Annotated in this window: 15 protein-coding genes; 5 read left to right on the top strand and 10 right to left on the bottom strand. The window is 71.1% G+C overall.

Annotated features, from left to right (window positions below):
- Positions 1 to 70: 70 nt before the first annotated feature.
- Positions 71 to 1,267 carry a cytochrome P450 gene (locus C4V41_RS39455; protein WP_103961197.1) on the top strand — a complete coding sequence of 399 codons (1,197 nt, stop codon included), beginning with the start codon at positions 71 to 73 and terminating at the stop codon, positions 1,265 to 1,267.
- 5 nt (positions 1,268 to 1,272) lie between these two features.
- Here C4V41_RS39455 and C4V41_RS39460 read toward each other — a convergent pair whose 3' ends face one another.
- From C4V41_RS39460 to C4V41_RS39470, 3 genes are read right to left on the bottom strand one after another with little or no spacing between them, the layout of a single operon-like run.
- Positions 1,273 to 2,091: a carbohydrate ABC transporter permease gene (locus C4V41_RS39460; RefSeq protein ID WP_103961103.1), complete on the bottom strand. Its 819-nt coding sequence runs from the start codon at positions 2,089 to 2,091 to the stop codon at positions 1,273 to 1,275.
- A complete protein-coding gene (locus C4V41_RS39465; protein WP_103961104.1) occupies positions 2,091 to 3,029 on the bottom strand; it encodes a carbohydrate ABC transporter permease in 939 nt (312 codons plus the stop codon). Before C4V41_RS39465 ends, C4V41_RS39460 begins: the two co-directional genes overlap by 1 nt.
- Positions 3,030 to 3,031: 2 nt before the next feature.
- Positions 3,032 to 4,330 carry an ABC transporter substrate-binding protein gene (locus tag C4V41_RS39470; RefSeq protein ID WP_103961105.1) on the bottom strand — a complete coding sequence of 433 codons (1,299 nt, stop codon included), beginning with the start codon at positions 4,328 to 4,330 and terminating at the stop codon, positions 3,032 to 3,034.
- A 116-nt stretch (positions 4,331 to 4,446) separates the two neighbouring features.
- Between C4V41_RS39470 and C4V41_RS39475 the strand changes: the two genes are divergently transcribed.
- Together C4V41_RS39475 and melA are read left to right on the top strand one after the other, a co-directional pair.
- A complete protein-coding gene (locus C4V41_RS39475) occupies positions 4,447 to 5,397 on the top strand; it encodes a carbohydrate kinase family protein (protein WP_200824524.1) in 951 nt (316 codons plus the stop codon).
- On the top strand, positions 5,394 to 6,662 hold the full coding sequence (gene melA / locus C4V41_RS39480; protein WP_103961107.1) for an alpha-glucosidase/alpha-galactosidase: 1,269 nt from the start codon (positions 5,394 to 5,396) through the stop codon (positions 6,660 to 6,662). Before C4V41_RS39475 ends, melA begins: the two co-directional genes overlap by 4 nt.
- Here the strand turns inward: melA and C4V41_RS39485 are convergent.
- The 5 genes from C4V41_RS39485 to C4V41_RS39505 form a co-directional block, all read right to left on the bottom strand.
- The gene (locus C4V41_RS39485) at positions 6,659 to 7,438 is read right to left on the bottom strand and encodes a DeoR/GlpR family DNA-binding transcription regulator (protein WP_200824525.1); all 780 of its coding nucleotides are present in this window, start codon (positions 7,436 to 7,438) and stop codon (positions 6,659 to 6,661) included. The two genes, melA and C4V41_RS39485, sit on opposite strands and share 4 nt — an antisense overlap.
- Positions 7,439 to 7,446: 8 nt before the next feature.
- Positions 7,447 to 8,745, bottom strand: a complete 1,299-nt coding sequence (locus tag C4V41_RS39490) for a family 4 glycosyl hydrolase (RefSeq protein WP_103961109.1) — start codon at positions 8,743 to 8,745, stop codon at positions 7,447 to 7,449.
- 52 nt (positions 8,746 to 8,797) lie between these two features.
- Positions 8,798 to 9,610, bottom strand: a complete 813-nt coding sequence (locus C4V41_RS39495; RefSeq protein WP_160150540.1) for a peptidoglycan recognition protein family protein — start codon at positions 9,608 to 9,610, stop codon at positions 8,798 to 8,800.
- 243 nt (positions 9,611 to 9,853) lie between these two features.
- Positions 9,854 to 10,825, bottom strand: coding sequence for a C40 family peptidase (locus C4V41_RS39500; protein ID WP_235030663.1), 972 nt, complete (start codon positions 10,823 to 10,825; stop codon positions 9,854 to 9,856).
- 255 nt (positions 10,826 to 11,080) lie between these two features.
- A complete protein-coding gene (locus tag C4V41_RS39505) occupies positions 11,081 to 11,989 on the bottom strand; it encodes an aldo/keto reductase (protein ID WP_200824526.1) in 909 nt (302 codons plus the stop codon).
- Positions 11,990 to 12,084: 95 nt separating this feature from the next.
- Here C4V41_RS39505 and C4V41_RS39510 point away from each other — a divergent pair, with 95 nt between their 5' ends.
- A complete protein-coding gene (locus C4V41_RS39510) occupies positions 12,085 to 12,558 on the top strand; it encodes an SRPBCC family protein (RefSeq protein WP_103961113.1) in 474 nt (157 codons plus the stop codon).
- On the opposite strand, the gene C4V41_RS39515 is transcribed toward C4V41_RS39510, so the two are convergent.
- Together C4V41_RS39515 and C4V41_RS39520 are read right to left on the bottom strand one after the other, a co-directional pair.
- Complete coding sequence (locus tag C4V41_RS39515; RefSeq protein ID WP_103961114.1) at positions 12,540 to 13,736, bottom strand: PP2C family protein-serine/threonine phosphatase; 1,197 nt, start codon at positions 13,734 to 13,736, stop codon at positions 12,540 to 12,542. The genes C4V41_RS39510 and C4V41_RS39515 overlap by 19 nt on opposite strands.
- A gap of 37 nt (positions 13,737 to 13,773) precedes the next feature.
- Positions 13,774 to 14,745: an NAD(P)H-dependent flavin oxidoreductase gene (locus tag C4V41_RS39520; protein WP_235030664.1), complete on the bottom strand. Its 972-nt coding sequence runs from the start codon at positions 14,743 to 14,745 to the stop codon at positions 13,774 to 13,776.
- Between the two features lie 137 nt (positions 14,746 to 14,882).
- On the opposite strand from C4V41_RS39520, the gene C4V41_RS39525 reads away from it, so the two are divergent.
- Positions 14,883 to 16,322, top strand: coding sequence for an MFS transporter (locus C4V41_RS39525; RefSeq protein WP_103961115.1), 1,440 nt, complete (start codon positions 14,883 to 14,885; stop codon positions 16,320 to 16,322).
- Positions 16,323 to 16,337: the final 15 nt, after the last annotated feature.

Here is a 16,337-nt window from a genome sequence, read left to right on the forward strand (position 1 = left end):
CACGGGGCGGGATGCGGAGTTAGGGTCTCCTTAGGCGGTGATCAGCGCCGATCCCGGTGAGGAGACGACGATGAGCGATTCCCCGGTATTACCTCTGTTCATGTGGCGCGCCGGCTTCGACCCCGACCCCGAGCTGGTCGAGGTGCGGGAGAAGGAGGGCGTGCGGCGGGTGAGCACCTCGCTGGGGCTCGACGCGTGGATGGTGACCCGCTTCGCCGACGTGCGGGAGGTGCTCGGCGACTCCACACGGTTCAGCAACGCCGAGCGGTCGAACTTCCGGCCGCCGGGCTTGCCCGACGTCAGCCCCGAGGACATCAGGAAGATGCGGGCGGGCAACCTGCTGTCCTTCGACCCGCCCGAGCACACGCGGCTGCGCCGGATGCTGACGCCGGAGTTCACCATGCGCCGGATGCGGCGGCTGGAGCCGCGCATCAGGGCCATCGTGGCCCAGCACCTTGACGCGATGGAGGCGGCCGGGCCGCCCGCCGACCTCGTCACCGCGTTCGCGCTGCCGGTGCCCTCGCTGGTGATCTGCGAGCTGCTCGGCGTGCCGTACGCCGACCGCGACGACTTCCAGCGGCGTACCCGGCAGATGCTCGACCTCTCGGTACGCATCGAGGACCGGATGGCGGCCAGCAGGGAGTCGCGCGCGTACATGGCGGAGCTGGTGGCCCGCACCCAGGCCGACCCCGGCGAGGACCTCCTCGGCATGCTCGTCCGCGAGCAGGGCCACGACCTGAGCGCCGACGAGCTCATCGGCATCGGCGGCCTGCTCCTGCTGGCCGGCCACGAGACCACCTCCAACATGCTCGGCATCGGCACCCTGGCCCTGCTGCGCCACCCCGCCCAGCTCGAACTCCTCAAGAAGGAGCCCCAGCGGATCAACGCGACGGTCGAGGAGCTGATGCGCTGGCTCAGCATCGTCCACACCGGCACCTTCAAGGTCACCACGACCGAGGTCGAGCTGTCGGGCGTCCGCATCCCGGCGGGCGAGCTGGTCGTGTGCGTGCTGCCGGCCGCCAACCGCGACCCCGCGCTCGTCGCCGACCCGGACCGGTTCGACATCGCCCGCGGCGACCTGGGCCACGTGGCGTTCGGCCACGGCGTGCACCACTGCCTGGGCGCGCCGCTGGCCAGGATGGAGCTCCATATCGCGTTCCCGGCCCTGTTCGAGCGCTTCCCCGGGCTGCGCGAGGCGGGGAAGCCGGCCGAGTTCCGCTCCTTCAACGTCGTCTACGGGCTGTCGTCCTTCGAGGTCGCCTGGTAGCCGCCTCAGCCCTTGAGCCCGCTGAACGTCATCGTCGCCACGAACTGCCGCTGCGCCACCACGAAGGCGATGATGAGCGGCATCGTGGCCACCACGTTGCCCGCCATGAGCAGCGACCACTGCGTGTGCCGGGTGCCCTGGAAGTTGGCCAGCCCGAGCTGGATCGTGTACAGGCTCTCGTCGCTGATCGCGATCAGCGGCCAGATCAGGTCGTTCCACGAGCCCAGCAGCGTGAACACGGTCAGCGTCGCCAGCGCGGGCCTGGCCAGCGGCAGCACCACCCGCCAGAACACGCCGAACGTCGAGCACCCGTCGATCCGGGCCGCGTCCTCCAGCTCGGCGGGCAGCGACAGGAAGAACTGGCGCATCAGGAAGATCCCGAACGCCGACGCCAGCCACGGCACGAACGCCGCCGCCAGCGTGTCGACCAGCCCGAGCCGGCTGAACATGACGTACGTCGGAATCATCAGCAACTGGGCCGGGATCATGATGGTCGCCATGATCATCAGGAACCCGGCGCCCCGGCCGAAGAACTTCAGCCGCGCGAAGCCGTACCCGGCCATCGAGCACAGGATCAGGTGCGAGACCACCGCGACCGCCGCCACGATCACCGTGTTCAGCAGCCAGCGCAGCGCCGACGACTCGGTGAACAGGCCGATGAACCCGCCGAGCTGCAGGGTGCTCGGGATGAACCGGGGCGGGAACCGGTTGATGTCGCTGTCCGGCATGAACGCGGTCAGCACCATCTGCACCAGCGGCAGCGCGAACAGCAGGGCCACCGGCATCAGCAGCAGATGCCACGGACTGAACGGCAGGCGTTTCATCAGAAGGCCTCGATCTTGCTGCGCCGGGAGTAGATGAGCATCCCGACGGTGATGAGCATGGTCACGGCGAACAGCCCGTACGCCACGGCCGAGCCGTAGCCGAACCTGGTGAGCTGGAAGGCCTGGGCGTAGACGTAGTACACGATCGTCTGGGTCGAGCCCAGCGGGCCGCCCCTGGTCGTGGTGAACACCAGGTCGAAGAGCTGCAGCGCGGTGATCGTCTGCCAGATGGCGGTGAACACGGTGACCGGCCCGAGCTGCGGCAGCGTGACGTTCCGAAACACCTGCCAGCGGTTCGCGCCGTCCATCCGCGCCGCCTCGACGACGTCCTTGGGGATGTCCTGCAGCGCGGCGAGGTACACGACGACGGTGAACCCGACCTGTCCCCACAGCGCGATCAGGGCGATCACCAGGAGCGCCTGCGACTGGCTCTCCAGGAACTGCTGCTGTGGCAGGCCGATGGTGCGCAGGACGCTGTTGGCGGCGCCGTACTGGGGGTTGAAGACGAAGTTGGCCAGGATGCCGGTGGCCGCCGCCGACGCCACGAACGGGATGAAGATGCACGTACGGTAGAAGCCGACCAGCCGGATCGGCCGGTTCAGCGCCACCGCGATGAGCATGCCCAGGAAGATCGACGCGGGCACGAACAGCACCGTGAACACGACCGTGTGCTCGACCGCCGCGAGCAGGTCCGGGTCCTGGGCCATGAGCTCGTAGTTCAGCCAGCCGATCGGCTTGGCGGGGGCGATCCCGTTCCACTTCTGCTGGGAGATGAGGAACGCCCACACGGCCGGGAAGATCGACAGGCCCACCACGAGCGCGGTGGCCGGCCCGGCGAACCCCCAGCCGATCAGCGTGCGGCTCAGCCACCGCGCCCGGCCGGAGGGGCTCGTGGCGCGGTGGGCGACCGGGCGGCGCCCGGCGAACAGCAGCGACATCCTCAGCCCCCGGCCAGGGCCTGGGCCGACTTGGTCGCCGCCTGGTCGAGGGCTTCCTTCGGTGTGGCCGCGCCCTGCAGCGTCTTGGAGATGGCCTCACCGACGAACCTGGACATCTCGACGTACCCGCTGACCGTGGGCCTGGCCTGCTTGGCGTTCGCCAGGTTGGCCACCAGCTTCTCGGCGCCCGGGTACTCCTTCACGTACGTGTCGTACGCGGGCATGTCCTTCTCGGAGGAGCGCAGGGGCAGGTTGCCGCTGGCCAGGTTCCATTCGGAGTCGCCCTCGGCCGAGGTGAGCCACTTCATCAGCTCGAACGACCAGTAGGCCCGGTTGGCGTCCCCGTTGTCGAACAGGGTCCACAGGTCGGGCCCGGACACCGTCTGGTGGTCGCCGTTGGTGCCGGGCAGGAAGGCCACGCCGTAGTCGGTCTTCTTGCGCTTCAGGTCGGACAGCACCCACGGCCCGGAGATGATCATCCCGATGCTGCCGTCCTCGAACAGCGCCGGATACCGGGCGTCGGTCTGGTCCAGGTAGACGCTCTTGTCGTCCACCGCCATCGCCCGCAGGAACTCCAGCGCGTCCACCCCGGCCTGGGAGTTGAACGCCGGCTTCTTCTGGTCGGGCGTCAGGACCGAGCCGCCGCGCTGCCAGAGCAGCGGCCAGAACCGCCAGGTGGTGTCCTCGGATCCGCTCACCGTGTACGCGGCGCCGTAGATCTTCTTCGCCGGGTCGGTGAGCCGCTTGGCCGCGTTCCGGTAGTCGTCCCAGGTCCACTCGTCGGTCGGGTACGGCACCTTCTTGGCGTCGAAGACCGTCTTGTTGTAGAGCAGCGCGAGGTTGTCCACGAGCGCGGGGAAGCCGATGACCTGGCCGTTCGGGGTGGCGGTGGTGCGGGCGGACTCGGGGAACTCCTCCCACTTGACCGCCGGGTCCTTCACCTTGGCCGTGAGGTCCTGGGCCTTGCCCGACTCCTGGAGCTGCGAAGCCCAGCTACCAAAAGCGTACGAAATATCGGGATAAACGCCGCTGGCGAAGCCGGCGGACAGCTTCTGCAGCAGCTCGTCGGTGGTGGACGCGCCCGAGGCCAGCTCGATGGTGACGTTGGGATGGGCCTTGGTGAACTTGGCGGCCAGCCCTTCGAGGATCTTCTGCGCGTCTGAGGTCTGGCCCGTCCACCAGGTGAGCTTCACCTTCGCCTGCGGGTCCGCCGTCTTGGGGCCCTCCTGCGGCGTTCCCCCGCAGCCCGCGGCTACCAGGATGATCGCTGCGACCAGGGCTGTCGCGGTTCTTCTTCGCACTGTGGATGCTCCTCCCGGATGTTGGAGCCAATCATGGTGTCTTTCGAAGTCTTGTCAATACCTTCGAAAAATCGCAAGGCTTGACAAGCTTTCACAACTCCTGCGACGGTGCCCTGGTGTCCAGAACGACCTTCGACCTTCTTGTCGTGGGCGACGCCAACCCGGACGTGATCGTCTCGGGTTCGCCTCGCCATCCCGAGTTCGGCCAGCGCGAGCAACTCGTCCCCGCCGCCGGCCTGGTGCTCGGCGGCTCCGGCGCCATCACCGCGTACGGTGCCGCCCGGCTCGGCCTGCGCACGGCGTTCGCCGGGCGGGTGGGGGACGACCCCGCGGGGGCCTTCGTACTGGACGCCCTGCGTACCGGGGGCGTGGACGTGTCCGGCTGCGTCGTCGACCCCGCCGTGCCCACCGCCATGACCGTGGTCCTGGTGGACGGCGACGACCGGGCCATCCTCACCGCCCCCGGCTGCCTCGACCGGCTCGCCGCGGCGGACGTGCCCACCGGGCTGATCGAGCGGGCCGCGCACGTGCACGTCTCCTCGTACTTCCTGCAGCCCCTGCTCGCCGCCGGGCTGCCCGGCCTGTTCGGCAAGGCCAGGGACGCGGGCGCCTCCACCTCCCTCGACACCAACGACGACCCCTCCGGGACGTGGGCGGGCCTCGACGAGGTGCTTCCGTTCACCGACGTCCTCCTGCCGAACGAGTCCGAGGCCCTGTCGATCGCGGCCTCCCTCAAGGGAAGCCCCGCAGCTCAGGCCGGTGAGCAGACCGTACAAGACGCCGTGCGCACGCTCGCCGCCCGGGGAACCCTGCCCGTCGTCAAGCGCGGCGCGCACGGCGCTCTCGCCTTCGCCGACGGCGAGCCGGTCGAGGCTCCCGCGCGGCCCGCCACCGTGGTCGACGCCGTCGGCGCCGGTGACAGCTTCAACGCGGGCCTGCTCGCCGCGCTCCTGCGCGGCCTCCCGCTCCGCCGCAGCCTGGCCGTCGCCGTGGCCTGCGGCACCCTGTCCACCCGCGCCGCCGGGGGCACCGCGGCGCAGCCCACCTGGGAGGAAGCAACCTCATGAAGAAGATCGTGTTCGTCGGGGCCGGAAGCGTCGTCTTCACGCAGGGCCTGCTCGCCGACCTGGTGACGTTCCCCGAGCTGCGGGGGGCGCACATCTCCCTGCACGACATCGACCCAGAACGCCTCGAAGTGGCCGAGGCCGTCGCCCGCCGCATCACCGGCGACGCCGCCACCGTCACCGCCCACCTCGACCGCCGCGAGGCGCTCGACGGAGCCGACTTCGTGATCAACATGATCCAGGTCGGCGGCTATGACTCCACCGTCATCGACTTCGAGATCCCCGCCCGGTACGGCCTGCGCCAGACGATCGCCGACACCATCGGAACCGGCGGCGTGTTCCGCGCGCTGCGCACGTTCCCCGTGCTCGACGCGCTGGCCGCCGACATCGCCGCCGTCTGCCCCGACACGCTGCTGCTCAACTACACCAACCCGATGGCGATGAACGTCTGGTACCTGTCGGGCAAGGTCAAGAACGTGGTCGGCCTCTGCCACTCGGTCTACTGGACGATGCGGGGGCTGGCCGAGCTGGTGTCGGTGCCGTACGAGGAGATCTCGTACGTCGCGGCCGGCGTCAACCACCAGGCGTGGGTCCTGCGCTTCGAGCGCGACGGCGAGGACCTGTACCCGCGCCTCGACGTCGACGACCCGGAGCTGCGGCGGCGGGTGCGCGTCGACATGTACCGGCGGCTCGGCTACTACCCGACCGAGACCAGCGAGCACTCGGCCGAGTACGTGCCCTGGTTCATGCACCACGACTCCGAGATCGACCGGCTGCGCATCCCGGTGGGGGAGTACCTGGGGATCAGTGAGGAGAACGTGCGCGAGTACAAGCGCACCCGCGACCTCGTACGGCACGGGGGCGAGCTGGAGATCGCCGGCACCGACGAGTACGCCCCGCAGATCATCCACAGCATCGTCACCGGCACCCCGCGCGTCGTCTACGGCAACGTCGTCAACGACGGGCTGATCTCCAACCTGCCCGCCGGCTGCGTCGTCGAGGTGCCCTGCGTCGTGGACGCCACCGGCGTGCGCCCCACCGCGGTCGGCGCGCTGCCGCCGCAGTGCGCGGCCGTGAACAGGGGTTATGTCAGCGTGGCCGAGCTGACCGTGCGCGCCGCCCTCGAAGGGGACCCCCGGCACGTCAGGCACGCCCTCATGGTGGACCCCAACACGGCCGCCTCGCTGCCGGTGGAGGACATCTGGCGCCTGGCCGACGACATGACCCGCGCCCACGGCGACCTCCTCCCGGAGGCGCTGCGGCTCTAACGGGCTATTTCGACCTCCAGCCCCTTGTCGCGCAGCGAGGCGACGCATTCGGGGTCGGCCGACTCGCCGGTGATCAGCAGGTCGATCTCGCCGATCGCGCAGATCGGCGCCATCTCCACCACCCCCAGCTTGGACGCGTCCGCGACCAGGATCTTCCTGGTCGCGGCCCGCAGCATGCGCTGCTTCATCTCCGCGTCCGGCAGGCTCACGTTGGTCACCCCGCCCGCGGCGTCCACGCCGCCGCAGCCCAGGATGACGGAGTGGGCCCGGATGCCCTCCAGCAGCTTGCCGCCCAGCGGATCGACCAGCGAGTGCTGCTGGCGCCGCAGGCTGCCGCCGGTCACCACGACCGAGATGCGCGGCAGGGCCGGCTCCAGCTCCAGCGCCGTGCGCAGCCCGTTGGTGAACACGGTCACCTCGGTCAGGTCGGGGCGGGCGACGAGCTCCCTGGCCACGTAGGCGGTCGTGGTGCCGGCGCCCATCAGCACGCTGTCGCCCGAGCCGACCAGCCGCGCGGCGACCTTGGCGATGAGCGACTTCTCCACCGCCGCCGTGCCCAGCGACAGCTCGAACGACGGCTCGACGTGCGGCGCCGGAGCGGCCGACACGGCGCCGCCGCGCACCCGGCGCACCTGGCCCTGCTCCTCCAGCGCGTCGAGGTCCGCGCGGACCGTCACGCTGGACACTCCGAACGCCTCGGCCAGCTCCGCGACCCGCGCGAACTCCTGCTCGGTGAGCAGGGCCAGCATGCGCTCGCGCCGCACCTCGGTCGGCATCGACTCCATCATGCACGGACCGCCTGCGGCAGCAGGTCGCCGTGCGCCTCGATCAGCTCGTCGCAGAGCGACTCGATCGCGGGCAGCGGCAGCGTCGCCGCCGTGTTCGGGTCGAGCATCGCCGCGTGGTAGATGTGCTCCCGGTCGCCGTCGAGCACCGCGCGCATGGTCAGCTCGACGACGTTGAGGAACGTACGGTTGAGCGCGGCGAGCTGGACGGGCAGGTCGCCGACGGCCAGCGGCCGCATCCCGGCGGAGCCGACCAGGGCCGGCACCTCCACGCAGCACCCTTCCGGCAGGTTGCCGATCAGGCCCCGGTTGGCCACGTTGACGTAGATCTCCTTCTCCTCGCCGGTCAGCATCGCGAGGATCACCGCGGCCGCCGGCTCCTGGTGCTGCCATCTGATGAGCAGGGAGTGCCCGGCCGACAGGGCGCGGCGGGTCTCCTCGTAGAGGTGCAGGCTCTTGCCGACGCGGCGCAGGTATTCCTCGACCGGTACGCCGAGCCTGGCGGTCTCCTCGGAGTGCCGCATGATCCAGGGCACGTATTCGGCGGTGTGCTCGCTCGACATCGTGGGGAAGTAGCCGAACCTGCGGTAGAGCTCGGCGCGTACGTGCCGGTTGAGCTGCGGGTCGGTGGCGAGCACCGCGTCGAGATCGGGATAGAGCGAGCGGCCGCCCGCCTCGAAGCGCAGCACGAACGACTGGTGGTTGAGCCCGGCGCTGAGAAAACTCACCTCGTCCTGCCCGCGCCCCACCAGGTCGGCCAGGTAGGCGTGCGTGTCGCACACCGCGTGGCACAGCCCGGCGAACCGCTCGAGGCCGGTGGCCTCGTGGACCGCCCAGCCGGTCATCGCCATCGGGTCGGTGCAGCTCAGCAGCCAGGCGTCCGGGCACTGGGCGGCCATCTCGGTGGCCAGCTCGATCAGCTTCGGGATCGTGCGCAGACCGCGGAAGATGCCGCCGATGCCGATCGTGTCGCCGATGGTCTGGCGCAGGCCGTAGCGGTGGGGGATCTCGAAGTCGCGCAGGATCGCCTCGAACCCGCCGACCTCTAGCTGGCTCACCACGAAGTCGGCGCCGCGCAGGGCCTGCCGCCGGTCGAAGATGCTGCGGATCTTGGCGTCCGCGGCCGCCTCCGCGTCGAGCGCCCGGACGAGGGTCTCCGCGGTGGCGAGCCGGCCGGGGTCGTCGTCGTGCAGCACGATCTCCAGCTCGCCGCGGAGCAGGGGGGCGAGCGCGAGGGCGGAGACGACGCGGCGCGTCAGCTCCACATCACCGACCCCGATGAAGACGATCCGCGCCATCCCCGAAGTATCGCACGTCCGCCACGTCCCACCGGCGGACGTGCGATCGCCGCTACACGCGCAGCAGGGTCGGCCAGGTGACCGGGCCGACGATCCCGTCCACGCCGATGCCCTGGGCCTGCTGGAAATTGCGGATGAGCGTGACGAGCCCGGCGTCGCACAGGGCGGTCTCCAGCCAGCCCCGCAGGCCGTTCGGGACGCTCGCGTACGCGGCCGCGGGCACCTGGCCACGGGCGAACAGGCAGCCGCGGACCGTCTTGACGTCCTGGTTGTCGTCGCCGAGCCCGATCATCGGCAGTTCTCTCACGATCTTCTCCGTCCAGGAGGGCTGCGGCGGGGTGGTGCCGCCGATGATGGCGGCCACGGCCGCCCTGAAGTCGTTCATGTTGATCGAGTGGGGGTCCGGCTTGGCCGTGTTGACCTCCTTGTGCCCCTTCACGCGCGAGGCGGCCAGCCCGAACTCGCGGCACAGCTCCGCGCACAGCCGGACGTACGCCTCCCGCTGGACCTCGGGCCAGGGCTGGCCGCCGCTGTTCTCGGCCTCGATGCCGAGCGAGCTGGAGTTGTCGTGCAGCGGCGAGGTCGAGGGGGCGTTGTGCCAGCAGCGCCCGGCCGCGATGACGTAGATGCGGCCGGACCGGCCGAGCCCGAACTGCGACAGCGGCCCGGCCAGGCCGGGACGGCCGTCGCGCACGACCGCCAGTGACGGATAGTCACCACCGCCGGCCGGGCCCGCGGTGTGGTGGCAGACGAGGCCCTGCACCTCGGGCTGCGGGCCGTGGCCACGGGTCTTCCACCCGGCCACTTCGGTCACCGGGTGACCGGTACGGCGGGCAACGTCGGCGAGTTGCGTCAAATAGGGCATCGGGCACCTCCAATAGGCGTCTGGATGAGTCTCACAACCTTCGATTGACAAAAAGTGGCCACTCGATTGCGGTAAGTGATCACCATGAAGGGAGACGGACAGGGCGGCGCCATCGGAGGTGCGGGTCAGACGTCCTGGAAGGTGGATGGCTGCGGCTTTCCTCATGACGGCGCGGGCGTGTCCTTATAGATCTTTAGCATGCCGCAGAGGCACATGGCCGGAAAAATCGGTAAACCGGTGGCTTTAAGGACGGATCGCGCCCACGAGACGGTTGCGCCAGTAGTCGTCCAGATTGACGATCTTGACGACGTCCCCGGTCTGCGGCGAATGCACCATCCTGCCGTTGCCCGCGTACATGCCCATGTGCCCGAGCCCCTTGCTGAAGAGCAGGTCACCGGGCTGGATCGCCTCCAGCGAGATGCGGCGCCTGGCGCCCCAGCTCCACTGCGTGTACGTCGTGCGGGGTAACTGGACCCCGGCGGCCCGCCAGGCGGCCTGGGTGAAACCCGAGCAGTCGAAGGAGTCCGGCCCCGTGGCGCCGTACCGGTACGGCTTGCCCACCTGGGCGAAGGCGAACTGCAGGGCCTCGCGGGCGTTGCCCGAGGCCGGGCCGGTGTACTTGACGCCGACGCTGTTCGGATCGCCGGTCTTCAGGGTGCCCAGGCGGCGCAGGATCTCGGTCTGCTTGTCGACGAGGTCGTCGACCTTCTCCTTCTCCCGGCTGACCTTGTCACGGGCGCTGTCCGCCTCGGCCAGGACCTTCTTGGCCTCGTCGCGCCGGTCGCGCAGGTCCTTGGTGGCCGCCTCGAAGGCCCGGATCTTCGCGGCCCGGTCGCCGGCGATCTGCTCCAGCGAGGCCATGCTGCCCAGGACCGACTCGGGGCTGCCCTCGCCGACGAGCCGCTGCCAGGTCTGGGGGCTGCCGAACTGGTATTCACTGACCGCCGCGGTGACGAGATCCTGGCGCAGGCCGTCTGCGTACGCGCTCTTGCGGCCGAGCTCGGCGTTGAGCGTCTCGTACTTCTTCCTGGCCTTCTTGTAGGTCTCCGTGGCCTGGTTGTAGCGCTCGACGAGCTGGTCGGCCTGCTCGTTCAGCTTCACCAGCTTGGCCCTGACCTGGGCCGGTGAGGGGTCGGCGAGGGCGGTGCCCGGCATGGCCGCCACCGCGATCCCGGCCAGTGCCGCGGCCATCGCCGCTCGCCTGAGCTCTCTCACTCGCATGGCTCCTCGAAAGTCTTTCCGGTGCCGCTTCATGAGGGGATACGCAGGCCGCCTCGCCGCCGTTCAGATGAACGGCGGCGAGGCGGAGGGCCCGCGAGACAGGCCAGGCGGCGGTGGCCGAACGCGGCGAGGCCGGCACGATCCCGTCGGAGTTGCGCCGCGCCTCCAGCGCGAGGCCGACCTCCTCCTCCGGATCCTCGTTGGACTCGGCCGATCGGCCGATCGGCCGGGGCGGAGTCCTGCCCGGATTCAGCCGGTCGACGGCGGTGGGGTGCCGAGGGCCTCCAGGCCGGTCCAGAAGCCGTCGGGGATCTCGGTGTCCACCAGATCGGCCAGCGTGGCGAGCCGCTCCAGGGACGAGATGCCGACGACCGTGGAGTGGACGCGCGGCTCGGCCAGGGAGAAGTGCAGCGCGGCCGCGGCGATGCCGATGCCCCACCGCTCGCACAGCTCCCCGACCCGCTCGACGTGCCGGGCGAACTCGGGGGAGATGGGACGGTAGCCGTACCGGGTGGCGTGGCGCGGAGAGCCGGACAGGATGCCGCCGCCGAAAGGGGCGGCGTTGAAGACCGTCATGTCCCGCTCCGTGGCGAGCCGCAGGATCTCCTCCGCCCGCCGGTCCACCAGCGTGTACCGGTTGTGGGTGAGCACCGCGTCGAACGCGTCGGTACGGATGTAGTCCTCCACCAGAGTGCCGTCGTCGGCGGCCGCGATGCCGATCCCGCCGACGAGCCCCTGCTCACGCAGCGACACCAGAGCCGGCACGGCCCCGCCCGGCGCCATCGCCTCGGCCACCGTGATCGTGAACGGGTCGTGCAGATGGTAGATCGGCAGCGTCTCGACGCCGAGCCGGGTGATCGTCTCCTCGAACGACCGCAGCACGCGGTCACCGTCGAACACGCCCGTCTCCGGGTCGCGATCCGCCTTCGTGAAGATCGTCACCCCTTCGCGCGCCTTCGCGTACGCCTGGCCGATCAGCGTCTCGCTGCGGCCGCCCGCGTACTCGTTGGAGGTGTCGATCTGGCGGAACCGGCCGGTCATGAGCGCGTCCGCGAGCTGCTCGTCACCCGGGTTCCGGCCCAGCCCCGACGTGCCGAGGGTCACCGCCTCCATGGGCCCCTCCATACCGGGCACGCGGCGCCCCTGCTGCTCTGGCAACTGTCCGCTCCTTCTCGTCGAGACCTGCTGGAGATCGCTTCCCCGCCGCCGATCCTCCCATGACCGTCATTTCCGGCCGTGGATAGGCTCCCCGTATGTCCCGTTTCGAGGTGGTCACCCTCGTTCCCGCGCCGCCAGAGGTCGTCTTCGACGTGTCCCTGTCGGTCGAGCTGCACGCCTCCTCCATGCGCCACTCGGGCGAGCGGGCGGTCGCGGGCGTCACCTCGGGCCTGCTCGGCCTGGGCGACCAGGTCACGTGGCGGGCCCGGCACTTCGGCCTCACCTGGCACATGACCTCGACGATCAGCGCGTACGATCGGCCTGCGTCCTTCGTCGACGAGCAGGTACGCGGCCCGTTCCGGCGCTGGCACCACGCGCACGCCTTCGAGCCGGCGGACGGCGGCGCGGCGACCCTCATGACGGACGTCATCGACTTCACCGCCCCCGCCGGCCCCTTGGGCGCCCTCGCCGACCTCCTCGTCCTGCGGCGCTACATGACCAAGCTCATCCTGCTGCGCAACGCCCACATCGAGCGGGCCGCCGGTGAGGATCAGAGCAGGAGCTGGTAGCGGCGCGGGCTGCGCCACTCCACCGTCATCACCGTCGCGTCGTCCTGGAGGCGGCCGCGCTGGTGCCGCAGGATGGCCTGGATCAGCCGACGCAGCGTCTCCGGCGCCGACACGCCGTCGGCCTCCTGCCTGATCACGAAGTCGATGAAGCGCTCCAGCCCGAACCGCTCCCCGTCCGGGCTCTGCGCCTCGACGATGCCGTCGGTGTAGAACAGCAGCCGGTCGTCCGGCTGCAGCTGGTAGCGCAGCTCGCCCGTGTCGCCGCTCAGGCCGAAGCCCATCGGCGGGTCGGGCAGGCTGCTCTCCAGGGTTGCCACCAGCCGGCCCTCGCGGATCACCAGGGGCGGGTGGTGGCCGCGGTTGACCCAGGTCAGCCACCCGGTACTCAGCTCCAGCCGGGCCAGGATCCCCGTGGCGAACCTGCCGGTGAACTCCGCGTGGATCGCCGCGTCGATGGCCTCGCCGTTCGCCGCCAGGCCCATGCCCTGCCTGCGGTTGTTCCGGCACGAGCCCATCGCGACGCTGGCCGTCAGCCCGGCGGAGGTGTCGTGGCCCATGGCGTCGAAGATCGACAGGTTTAGGGTGTCGTCGTCGAGGGCGTAGTCGTAGGCGTCGCCGCCCATCTCGTACGCGGGCTCCAGCGCGGCGCTGATCACGACGGCGTCGTTGGCGAACGTGCCAGGGGGCAGCAGGTTCCAGAGGATCTCGGCCGACAGGGTCAGGGGGCGGGCTCGTACGAGCCGGGCGTAGGCGTCGCTGTGCGGGCGCTTGCTGATCATCAGCACCGCCACCAGGGAGGCCAGATGCTTGGCCCGCGTCTCGGCGAGCCCCCCGTCGTCCAGGATCGTCACGCCCATGACGCCGACCCGCTCGGTGCCGTCCAGCAGCGGCACCCACAGCCGTACCCGGCCCTCCTCGCTCTTGGCCCGGATCACCTCTACCAGGCGGAAGGCGCGGCCCGGCATGGTGCCGTCGATCCTGACGGGCTCCAGCGGCTCACCGTTCTGCCCAGGCAGCGGCACGAGGAGCTGTTGCTGCAGGTCGGTCGTGTAGAGCACGATCTGTTCGAAGCCGATCAGCCGGGCATGCTCGGAGACCAGGGACGGCAGGTCCTCCATCCCGGACAGGTGCATGGCCTGCAACAGCCCGCCCAGAACGCGCTCGCCCTCGTTTTCCATTTCGCTCTCCTACCCCGTAACGAGGAGGTGGCCTCGTTCAGGAGCCGCCGAACCGGCGCAGCAGCTTGTCCGCGGCGCCGAAGGCGGCCACCACGTCGGCGGCGGTGCGCTGCCCGCGTACCAGGCCCACGGCCTGACCGGCGTAGATGTAGGCGGTGTCGAAGTCGCCCTCCCCGCGAGCCGCCTCCAGGTCGGCCCGCGCCGCCTCGTCCGTGGCGAGGCGCTCCTCCCGGCCGTGCCAGCGGTCGAAGAAGGCGTTGCGCAGCGCCCGCCCGCCGTATTCCGGCGGCCACGCGAGCCGCTGCGCGATGTCGAAGACCCGCCCGTACGCGGTGCCGGTCTCGCCGGTGGCGAGCACCCGCTCCCTCGCCGGCCCGGACAGGGTGGTCTCGGCGCAGCCGAGGAACGCCGTGCCCACCCAGGCCCCCTCGGCCCCCGCCGCCAGGACGGCGGCCAGCCCGCGGGCGGTGGCGATGCCGCCGGCGGCGAGCACCGGCCCGCCCACCTCGTCCAGCACGCCCTGCAGCAGGGGCAGCGTGCTCACCTCGTCGCGGCCGTGGCCGCCGCCCTCGCCGCCGCGCGCCACGATCACGTCCACGCCGGCCCGCTCGGCCGCCCGCGCCTCCGCCGTGGTGCCCGCCTGGGTGGCCACGGCGATCCCGGCCCGCCGCAGCGGCTCGACATAGGGGGCGTAGTCGCCGTAGCTGATCGACACCAGGGCGGGACGCGCTTCGAGCACCGCGTCGAGCTGCCCCGGGTGGTCCGGCAGGGTCCAGGCCATCAGCCCGACCCCGTACGGCCGGCCGCTCGCCCCGGCAACGGCGGCCTGCTGGGCGACCCACGAGGCCGGCGCGGTGGCCGGCACGCCGAACATGCCCAGCCCGCCCGCCGCCGACACGGCCGCCGCCAGCCGCCCGTCGCTCACCCCCGCCATGGGCGCCCCGACCAGCGGCACGTCGAGCCCGAACCGGTCGGTCAGCCAGGTGCGCAGCATCGTCTCCTCCTTCACGAACGGCTCCGACGCCACGCCCGGATCGGGTGGCGAACCGATCCTAACCAGCCTTCCGGAACCGGGGCCGCGCCCCCTGCCCCGTCTAAGATTCCGTACGTAGCGCGCCTATGTCGTGACTTGGGGGCCTGTCGCACATGTCCTTCGCCTCGCCGTCCTCGCTCTCTTCCCCCCGCGCCGTCGTCGGCGTCCTGGCGGGGTCCGGCATCGGGGTCGCGCTCATGCAGACCCTCGTCATCCCGCTCATCCCCGACCTGCCCAGGCTCCTGCACACCTCGCCCGCCAACGCCTCCTGGGTCCTGACCGCGACCCTCCTCGCCGGCGCGGTCGCCACCCCCGTGGCCGGCCGGCTCGGCGACCTCTACGGCAAGCGCCGCCTCCTCGTGATCAGCACGATCGCGCTGGTCGCCGGCTCGCTGGTGTGCGCGCTGTCCGACTCCCTGGCCCCGGTCGTGGCCGGCCGGGCGCTGCAGGGCGTGAGCGTCGGAGTGATCCCGCTGGGCATCAGCATCATGCGCGACGAACTGCCCCCCGAACGGCTGGGCTCGGCGATGGCCGTCATGAGCTCCTCGCTCGGCGTCGGCGGCGCGCTCGGCCTGCCCGTGGCGGCGGCCATCGCCCAGTACGCCGACTGGCACGCCCTCTTCTGGGCCTCCGCCGGCCTCGGCGCGCTGATGGCCGTCCTCATCCTGGTCATCGTCCCCGAGTCCCCGGTACGCGCCCGCGCCCGCTTCGACCTGCTCGGCGCGCTCGGCCTGAGCGCCGGCCTGGTGTGCCTGCTCCTGCCCGTCGCCAAGGGCGCCGACTGGGGCTGGACCAGCGGCGCCACGCTGGGCCTGTTCGCCGCCGCCGCTCTGATACTGCCGTTGTGGGGCTGGTGGGAGCTGCGCGTCCGCGCGCCCCTGGTGGACCTGCGCACGACCGTACGCCGCCAGATCCTCCTCACGAACCTGGCCTCGATCGTGGTCGGCTTCTCGATGTACGCCCTGTCCCTGATCGGCCCCACGGTCCTGCAACTGCCCGCCGCCACCGGGTACGGGCTGGGCCTGTCCATGTTCGAGGCCGGTCTCTGGATGGCCCCCGGCGGCCTGGTCATGATGGCGGTCTCACCGCTGGCCGCCAGGCTGTCCAGGGTCCGCAGCCCGAAGATCTCCCTGTTCACCGGCAGCCTGGTCATCGCCGCCGGATACCTGGTGGCCCTTCCGCTGATGGGGTACGCCTGGGGGATCCTGATCGCCGGCAGCGTGATCAGCGCGGGCATCGGGCTCGCCTTCGCGGCCATGCCCGCCCTCATCATGGGCGCGGTCCCGGTGCACGAGACCGCGGCCGCCAACGGCCTGAACGCGCTGATGCGCTCCATCGGCACCTCCGCCTCCAGCGCGGTGGTCGGCGCCGTCCTCGCCGGCCTGACCATCCGCCTCGGCCCCGTGCCCGTGCCCTCGGCGGACGGGCTGCGCACCGGCCTCGTCATCGGCGCCGCCGCCGCGCTCGCCGCGGCCCTGGTCACCCTCGGCGTCCCGGAACGCGTACGCCAAGAAGGGCTGCCCCCGGCCGTGGTCGGTCTCAAGGACGAGTAGGGACGCGCAGCCCGT

Source organism: Nonomuraea solani, assembly GCF_900108335.1.
In the GTDB taxonomy this organism is placed as follows: domain Bacteria; phylum Actinomycetota; class Actinomycetes; order Streptosporangiales; family Streptosporangiaceae; genus Nonomuraea; species Nonomuraea solani.